Source organism: Bradyrhizobium sp. MV1.5, from assembly GCF_055807615.1.
The window spans coordinates 23423-31047 of record NZ_JBVVPL010000055.1; the positions used below are offsets into that span (position 1 = coordinate 23423).

General features: G+C 64.6%; 9 protein-coding genes. 7 read left to right on the forward strand and 2 right to left on the reverse strand.

Going from position 1 to position 7625, the window contains the following annotated elements; all coding sequences use genetic code 11:
* The first annotated feature begins 25 nt into the window (after positions 1 to 25).
* A complete protein-coding gene (gene infC, locus AC0L2J_RS31350; RefSeq protein WP_085349942.1) occupies positions 26 to 565 on the forward strand; it encodes a translation initiation factor IF-3 in 540 nt (179 codons plus the stop codon).
* Positions 566 to 656: 91 nt separating this feature from the next.
* On the opposite strand, the gene AC0L2J_RS31355 is transcribed toward infC, so the two are convergent.
* Positions 657 to 1055 (reverse strand): hypothetical protein, encoded by a 399-nt coding sequence (locus AC0L2J_RS31355; protein ID WP_473395568.1) that lies wholly within the window; start codon positions 1053 to 1055, stop codon positions 657 to 659.
* A gap of 270 nt (positions 1056 to 1325) precedes the next feature.
* Between AC0L2J_RS31355 and rpmI the strand changes: the two genes are divergently transcribed.
* Both rpmI and rplT read left to right on the forward strand, forming a co-directional pair.
* Positions 1326 to 1526, forward strand: a complete 201-nt coding sequence (rpmI, locus tag AC0L2J_RS31360) for a 50S ribosomal protein L35 (protein ID WP_007598540.1) — start codon at positions 1326 to 1328, stop codon at positions 1524 to 1526.
* Between the two features lie 81 nt (positions 1527 to 1607).
* Positions 1608 to 1967 (forward strand): 50S ribosomal protein L20, encoded by a 360-nt coding sequence (gene rplT / locus AC0L2J_RS31365; protein ID WP_007598538.1) that lies wholly within the window; start codon positions 1608 to 1610, stop codon positions 1965 to 1967.
* A 3-nt stretch (positions 1968 to 1970) separates the two neighbouring features.
* Here the strand turns inward: rplT and AC0L2J_RS31370 are convergent, their stop codons facing one another.
* The gene (locus AC0L2J_RS31370; protein ID WP_371258298.1) at positions 1971 to 2291 is read right to left on the reverse strand and encodes a hypothetical protein; all 321 of its coding nucleotides are present in this window, start codon (positions 2289 to 2291) and stop codon (positions 1971 to 1973) included.
* A 240-nt stretch (positions 2292 to 2531) separates the two neighbouring features.
* Here AC0L2J_RS31370 and pheS point away from each other — a divergent pair, with 240 nt between their 5' ends.
* From pheS to AC0L2J_RS31390, 4 genes are all read left to right on the forward strand, one after another.
* A complete protein-coding gene (pheS, locus tag AC0L2J_RS31375) occupies positions 2532 to 3614 on the forward strand; it encodes a phenylalanine--tRNA ligase subunit alpha (RefSeq protein ID WP_473395569.1) in 1083 nt (360 codons plus the stop codon).
* A 221-nt stretch (positions 3615 to 3835) separates the two neighbouring features.
* A complete protein-coding gene (locus tag AC0L2J_RS31380) occupies positions 3836 to 4282 on the forward strand; it encodes an endonuclease domain-containing protein (RefSeq protein ID WP_035973473.1) in 447 nt (148 codons plus the stop codon).
* The gene (gene pheT / locus AC0L2J_RS31385) at positions 4279 to 6687 is read left to right on the forward strand and encodes a phenylalanine--tRNA ligase subunit beta (protein ID WP_473395571.1); all 2409 of its coding nucleotides are present in this window, start codon (positions 4279 to 4281) and stop codon (positions 6685 to 6687) included. Before AC0L2J_RS31380 ends, pheT begins: the two co-directional genes overlap by 4 nt.
* Before the next feature lie 23 nt (positions 6688 to 6710).
* Positions 6711 to 7481 carry a sulfite exporter TauE/SafE family protein gene (locus AC0L2J_RS31390; RefSeq protein WP_473395572.1) on the forward strand — a complete coding sequence of 257 codons (771 nt, stop codon included), beginning with the start codon at positions 6711 to 6713 and terminating at the stop codon, positions 7479 to 7481.
* Positions 7482 to 7625: the final 144 nt, after the last annotated feature.

Below are 7625 nucleotides of genomic sequence, written 5' to 3' on the forward strand. Positions count from 1 at the left end.
TTTTCATAACTTTGGAGAACCACCCATTCGCCGTCCCAATAAAGCCCCGCCCACTGCCGCCAAAGACGGGCCGCGCATCAATGACGACATTCGCAATGCGCAGATCCAGTTGATCGATCAGACCGGTGACAACAAGGGCACCATCGAGACCGTCGCGGCGATCCGCCTGGCCCAGGAAGCCGGCATGGATCTGGTCGAGATCTCGCCGAACGTCAGCCCTCCCGTCTGCAAGATCATGGACTACGGGAAGTATAAGTATTCCGCGCAGAAGAAAGCCGCCGAAGCCCGCAAGCGGCAGAAGATCGTCGAGATCAAGGAGATCAAGCTCCGCCCGATGATCGACGACCACGATTACGAAGTGAAGATGCGCGCCATGCAGCGGTTCTTCGAAGAGGGCGACAAGGTCAAGATCACCCTGCGCTATCGCGGCCGCGAAATGGCGCACCAGGAGATCGGCACCAAGCTGCTCGACAAGATCAAGACCGACGTCGCCGAGCTCGCCAAGGTCGAGCAGGACGCGCGGTTCGAGGGCCGTCAGGTCGTCATGGTGCTGGCGCCGCGCTGACGCCGATACTTTGAACGAGCGAATTCAACGGCCCGTCCGGATGTCCGGCGGGCCGTTTTGTTTTCTTGGGCACCCGTCCTGTTGGCGATAGTTACGTCCTCGTCGCCTGCCAAGTGCCGCTGCACTGATCGCCGGAGATGATACCCCTCCACGAACCGGCGCCGTTCACGCCAGCGAGCCGGCCGCCCCCGTTCGCATGGGACGCGCCGACCGAGACCTGGACCGCCACGGTACCGCTGCGCTTGACCGTGCCGGAGACCCGGCCACCGCCGGCGGACGACACCCGGCTGCCCGCGACGGTGAAGGGGACGCTGTAGCCGGAGCTGCAATTGCCGCGGGTGGTGGCGAAGGTGACGTTCCAGACGCCGTCATAGCCGCGAGCGTCGGCAGCGGAGGGAAAGGCGGCCGTGGCGAGCACAGCCAATAGCGCCAGGCGGCGCGGACGGGCGACATCGGTCAAAGACGACAGCGACTGGGAAAAATGGGGCATTTTAATCCTGCTCCGGGCGACACGGCCGGGACATGAGGTTAGCAATTCCGAATAGTCGCCGGCTAGGTTCCACCGGTTCATCGTTGCCAATTCGCCCGTCCTCTGTCATAAGCCCAGCCTTCATTGCCCGGCTGATTAAGGGCTGCCGTGGCGGTGTCCGTGCGGGTTTCGCGCTTGTTCGTAAAACCTGAGCACAATCAACGCTCTAACGAGCATTTTGACGGCCAGCCGCCTTCGCGGGCGGATTTCTATGGCCATTAGGAGAGCCAAATGCCCAAGCTGAAGACCAAATCGGGCGCTAAAAAGCGCTTCAAGGTGACTGCCACCGGCAAAGTGATGTTCGCTCATCGCAGCAAGCGTCACGGCATGATCAAGCGGACGAAGAAGCAGATCCGTCAGCTGCGCGGCACCGCCGTGCTGTTCAAGACCGACGGCGACAACGTCAAGAAGTACTTCTTGCCGAACGCCTGATCGCGTCCACGATCATTGCCACCCGCGCCGCAGCTTTCGCGGCGATCCGAACATCAAGTCATCTTTCGAAGGATTTTTGTCATGGCTCGCGTCAAACGCGGTGTGACCGCCCACGCCAAGCACAAGAAAGTCTACAAGGCCGCCAAGGGTTTCCGTGGCCGCCGCAAGAACACGATCCGCACCGCCAAGCCGGCGGTCGAGAAGGCTCTCGTGTATGCCTTCCGTGATCGCAAGCGCAAGAAGCGGACGTTCCGCGCGCTCTGGATCCAGCGCATCAACGCTGCCGTGCGTCCGTTCGGCCTGACCTACAGCCGCTTTATCGACGGCATGGCCAAGTCCGGGATCACCGTGGACCGCAAGGTGCTGTCGGATCTCGCGATCAACGAGCCCGCGTCGTTCCAGGCGATCGCCGAGAAGGCCAAAGCCGCTCTGGCGGCCTGAAGCCTAGCGGCCGGCTCCGCCGGCCTTCAGCGCGCGTTGCGAGTAGCGCTGGGCGATCTCCGCCCGGCAGAATGCCGTGAATGACAGATACATGGTGCCGGATTTATTCCGGTACTTCCGGTCGCACACGCGCATCTCGCGTTGGTAAGCCTGTTTCCGCGCCATGTTGAGGCCGGGCATGAAGTCCGCCTCGCATTTCTTCTCGACGGCGGCGCCGAGCTGGACATCGCCGCTCGCGGTCAATTGGCAATCCTGAAACACCTTCATCGCGCTTTCGCAGCCCTTCTGGGCATCGATGGTGTCGACGACCTCGTCCAGCGTCATGGATTTCTCCATGCAGACCATGGCGCGCGCTGAGGTACTCGCGACCAAGAGAACGACCGCGAGAGCAGCCAGACAGGATCTTGAGAGCATCGCGAAAGCCTCCTTGAATCCCCTTGGTGCCAGGCCCCCGCGCGAGGTTCAACCCAGCCGCTCGTCAGCCCGAAATGACCGGCTTTTCGCTTGACGTTACTGCCTTCGGGCGGCGACAACCCAGCCGAATTTGGCAGCAGGGATTTGACCGTGTCCGACCTCGCAATGCTCGAAACATCCATCCTCGACCAGATCGCCGCCGCCGGCGACGAGGCCGCCCTCGAAGCGGTGCGCGTCGCTGCGCTCGGCAAGAAGGGGTCGATCTCGGCACTTCTTGCCACGCTCGGCAAGATGTCGCCGGACGAGCGCAAGACCCAAGGCGCTGCGATCAACCAGGCCAAGGACAAGGTCACCGAGGCACTCGCCGCGCGGCGCGACGTCTTGAAATCGGCGGCGCTCGACGCGCGGCTTGCGTCGGAAACCATCGACGTCACCCTGCCGCTGCGCGATACGCCGGCTGAGGCCGGCCGCATCCATCCGCTGAGTCAAGTCTGGGACGAGCTGACCACGATCTTTGCCGACATGGGATTCTCGGTCGCCGAAGGCCCCGATATCGAGACCGACGACTACAACTTCACCAAGCTGAATTTTCCGGAAGGCCATCCCGCGCGCGAGATGCACGACACCTTCTTCTTCCATCCGAAGGAGGACGGCTCCCGCATGCTGTTGCGCACCCACACCTCACCGGTGCAGGTGCGCACCATGCTGAGTGAGAAGCCGCCGATCCGCGTGATCTGCCCGGGCCGCACCTATCGCATCGATTCGGACGCGACCCACACGCCGCAATTCCACCAGGTCGAAGGCCTCGTCATCGACAAGCACTCCCATCTCGGCCACCTCAAATGGATCCTGCACGAGTTCTGCAAGGCGTTCTTCGAGGTCGACCACATCAACATGCGCTTCCGGCCCTCGTTCTTCCCATTCACCGAGCCGTCGCTGGAAGTCGACATCCAGTGCCGCCGCGACAAGGGCGAGATCCGCTTCGGCGAGGGCGAGGACTGGCTCGAGATTCTCGGCTGCGGCATGGTGCATCCGAACGTGCTGCGCGCCTGCGGCATCGATCCCGACGAGTACCAGGGCTTCGCCTGGGGCATGGGCATCGACCGCATCGCCATGCTGAAATACGGCATCGCCGATTTGCGCCAACTGTTCGACAGCGACGTCCGCTGGCTGTCCCATTACGGCTTCAAGCCGCTCGAAGTGCCGACGCTGGCGGGAGGGCTGAGCTCGTGATGGGCTTGCTCGGACATGACCTTCCGAAGACTCTCTGCGTTCCCTTCGCGGAGAGAACCCTCTCCCTGCCCCTCCCCCGCAAGCGGGGGAGGGAATGGATGGAGCGCGTGCGGAGCGTCCATCTCATGGATACGTATTCTCGCTCCACGCGAGAGGTCGGGCTCCCTCCCCCGCGTGCGGGGGAGGGTTGGGGTGAGGGTGTCTCCTCGATGGGGTTGCCAATGGTCGATCCTGAACATCCGGACTGGAAAGTACCGGCCAAGCTACGAGCCAATGCGCGCGCGCTCAGACGCAATTCGACCGATGCGGAGCGCATCCTCTGGTCGGAGCTGCGCGCCGGCCGATTGAACGGCGCGGGTTTTCGCCGCCAAGTACCGATCGATAGTTACATCGCCGACTTCATCTGCCACGCGGCCAAGCTCGTCATCGAGCTCGATGGCGGCCAGCACTTTTCTGATGAAGGCGAGCGCGCCGATGCACGGCGCTCTGCCGTGATCGAGGCGGAAGGCTTCATGGTGCTCCGTTTCAGCAACCTCGACATCATGACCAATCGTGTCGGCGTTCTCGAAACAATCGCTGCTGCCGTTGCGGAGAGAACCCCCACCCCAGCCCTCCCCCGCAAGCGGGAGAGGGAGCAGACCGTCGTCGTGGAGAAAAAGCAGCCATGAAATTCACTCTCTCCTGGCTGAAGGAACATCTCGACACCGACGAGCCGCTGGACAAGCTTGCCGACAAGCTCACCATGATCGGGCTCGAGGTCGAGAACATCGAGGACAAGGCGAAGGCGCTGAAGCCGTTCACCATCGCCAAGGTGATATCAGCCGAGCAGCATCCGAATGCGGATCGGCTGCGCGTCTGCATGGTCGACACCGGCGACGGTGGCGCGCCCGTGCAGGTGGTGTGCGGCGCGCCCAATGCGCGGACGGGGCTCGTCAGCGTGTTTTCGCCGCCCGGCACCTACATTCCCGGCAAGGACATCACGCTCGGTATCGGCACCATCCGGGGTGTCGAGAGCCGCGGCATGCTGTGCTCGGCGGCCGAATTGCAGATTTCCAACGACCATGACGGCATCATGGAATTGCCCGTGGATGCACCGATCGGCGCCGCCTACGCCGCATGGGCCGGCCTCGGCGATCCCGTGGTCGAGATCAACCTGACGCCGAACCGGCAGGACTGCACCGGCGTGCACGGCATCGCGCGCGATCTTGCCGCCGCCGACATGGGCAAGTTCAAGGACCCCACCATCAAGCCGATCAAGGGCGAATTCCCGTGCCCGGTGAAGGTCACGGTCGAGGACGCCGCGTTGTGCCCCGGCTTCGCGCTACGCCTCGTGCGCGGCGTGAAGAACGGCCCGTCGCCGGAATGGCTGCAGAAGCGGCTGACCGCGATCGGCCTGCGTCCGATCAACGCGCTGGTCGATATCACCAACTTCATGACCTACGACCGCGCACGGCCGCTGCACGTGTTCGACGCGAAGAAAGTGAAGGGCAATCTCGTGGTGCGCCGCGCCCGTGACGGCGAGACGCTGCTCGCGCTCGACGGCCGCACCTACAATCTCGATCCCGCGATTTGCGTGATCGCGGACGAGCACGGCGTCGAATCGCTCGCCGGCATCATGGGCGGAGAGGCCTCGGGCTGCGACGAGACCACCACCGACGTGCTGATCGAATCGGCGCTTTGGAACGAGATCAACATCGCCCAGACCGGCCGCAAGCTCGGCATCAATTCGGACGCGCGTTATCGTTTCGAGCGCGGTGTCGATCCGGCCTTCATGGTGCCGGGACTGGAGCTCGCGACGAAACTCGTGCTGGAGATGTGCGGCGGCACGCCGTCCGAGAACGTCGTGGTCGGCAAGAGCTTCGGCGACGACCGCGTGATCGATTTCCCGGTCACCGAGGTCAAGCGGCTCTCGGGCATCGAAGTGCCGATGCCGGAGATGAAGCGCATCCTGAGCCATCTCGGCTTCATGATGGCGGGCCCGGGGCCCGTCGTGAAGGTCGCGGTGCCGTCGTGGCGGTCCGACGTGCACGGCAAGGCCGACATCGTCGAGGAAGTCGTCCGCATCCACGGCGTCGACAAGGTGCCGATGACGCCGTTCGAGCGCGGCGAGGACGCTCGCAAATCCGTGCTGACACCGCTCCAGCTCCGCACCCGCCGCGCCAGGCGCGCGCTGGCGAGCCGCGGCATCATCGAAGCGGTGACCTGGTCCTTCATCACCAAGTCTGCCGCAAAGCTGTTCGGCGGCGGCCAGCGCGAACTCGAGGTCGCCAACCCGATTGCGTCGGATTTGTCCGATATGCGCCCGACCCTGTTGGCCGGCCTGATCGCGGCGGCGCAGGCCAATGCCGACCGCGGCTTTGGCGATGTCGCGCTGTTCGAGGTCGGGCAGGTGTTCAAGGGCGATCGCCCCCAGGATCAATTCATGGCGGCAAGCGGCGTCCGCCGCGGCTTTGCGTCGTCGCAGGGTCTCGGACGGCACTGGTCGGGTTCGGCGCAGGCTGACTTGTTCGACGCCAAGGCCGATGCGCTCGCGGTGCTCGCCGCCGCCGGCGCACCAATGCAGGCGCTTCAGATCGTCGCGGGCGGCCCGTCCTGGCTGCACCCCGGGCGCTCCGGTACGATCCAGATCGGGCCGCAAAATGTGCTCGGCTATTTCGGCGAGATGCATCCGCGCGCGCTCGAGGCGCTCGGCGCCGGCGGCCCGCTTGTCGTGTTCGAGGTGATCCTCGACCGCATCCCCGAGGCGAAGAAGAAGCCGACCCGTGCCAAGCCCGTGATCGAGCTGTCGGCCTTCCAGCCCGTCTCGCGTGACTTCGCCTTCATTGTCGACCGCACCGTGAAGGGCGGCGACATCGTGCGCGCGGCCCAGAGCGTCGACAAGAAGCTGATCACCGCCGTGAACGTGTTCGACGTCTACGAAGGCAAGGGCATCGACGACGGCAAGAAGTCGATCGCGATCGCGGTGACGATCCAGCCGCGCGAAAAGACCCTGACCGACCAGGAGATCGAGGCCGTCGCCGCGAAAATCGTGGCGGAGGTGACGAAGAAGACCGGCGGCACTTTGAGAGCATGATCATGCTCGAGAAATAATAGAGCATGAATCTCACTGACTTTCTTCCAAAGGACGTCAGCCTCACCATTGCGATGGCGCTCTGCGCCGTCGCTTTCGTTTCGGGCACCGCGCGCGGCTTCTCGGGCTTCGGCTCGGCGCTGATCTTCATGCCGCTGGCGAGCAGCATCGCGGCGCCGCGTCTGGTTGCCGCGCTGCTCCTCGTGATCGATTTCGTCGCGGCCGCGCCACTGCTGCCTGACGCCTGGCGCAAGGCCGACCGCAAGGCCACCGCCGTGATCGTGCTGGGCGCGCTGGTCGGCGTGCCCGTCGGCACCTATTTCCTCAGCGTGCTCGAACCCGTCACGACGCGATGGATCATCTCCTGCTTCGTCGCCGCGCTGTTGCTTCTGCTGCTGTCGGGCTGGCGCTATCGCGGCAAGGACCACGCCTGGCTCTCGGTCGGCATCGGCAGCCTCTCCGGCTTCTGTAGCGGCCTCGCACAGACCGGTGGGCCGCCGATCGTCGGTTACTGGCTCGGTCGCCCCATCGCCCCGATCGTCGCGCGCGCCAACATCTTGCTGTTCTTCGGCGCGTCGGATTTCTTCTCGATGGTCAGCTACGCGACGACGGGCCTGATCAGCCGCGAATCGCTCGTGCTCTCGCTCATCGTCGGGCCGGTCTATGCGATCGGCGTCGCCTTCGGCGCGTCGCTGTTCGGCCGTGCCAGCGAGAAGGTGTTTCGCACCATCTGTTACGGGCTGATCGCGATAGCGGTGATCGCCGGACTGCCGGCACTGGATGGGGTGTTGCGCTAAGCCATCCACAGTCGTGCGGGGGGAAGCCCCGCCGGCGCCGGAATTATTTTGTATGGGGGCCCCGCGCCCCCCCCCGCATAGTAGGCGGGGGGGGCGCCACGGCGGGGGGGGGCGTGTGCGCGCCGCGCGTGAGCCACGCCCCCG

What these genes read in the sequence shown, in the direction of transcription:
- AC0L2J_RS31355 (WP_473395568.1), bottom strand. Translation starts at nt 1,055, where the DNA reads ATGCCCCATTTTTCCCAGTCGCTGTCGTCTTTGACCGATGTCGCCCGT.
- rpmI (WP_007598540.1), top strand. Translation starts at nt 1,326, where the DNA reads ATGCCCAAGCTGAAGACCAAATCGGGCGCTAAAAAGCGCTTCAAGGTG.
- rplT (WP_007598538.1), top strand. Translation starts at nt 1,608, where the DNA reads ATGGCTCGCGTCAAACGCGGTGTGACCGCCCACGCCAAGCACAAGAAA.
- AC0L2J_RS31370 (WP_371258298.1), bottom strand. Translation starts at nt 2,291, where the DNA reads ATGACGCTGGACGAGGTCGTCGACACCATCGATGCCCAGAAGGGCTGC.
- AC0L2J_RS31380 (WP_035973473.1), top strand. Translation starts at nt 3,836, where the DNA reads ATGGTCGATCCTGAACATCCGGACTGGAAAGTACCGGCCAAGCTACGA.
- pheT (WP_473395571.1), top strand. Translation starts at nt 4,279, where the DNA reads ATGAAATTCACTCTCTCCTGGCTGAAGGAACATCTCGACACCGACGAG.
- AC0L2J_RS31390 (WP_473395572.1), top strand. Translation starts at nt 6,711, where the DNA reads ATGAATCTCACTGACTTTCTTCCAAAGGACGTCAGCCTCACCATTGCG.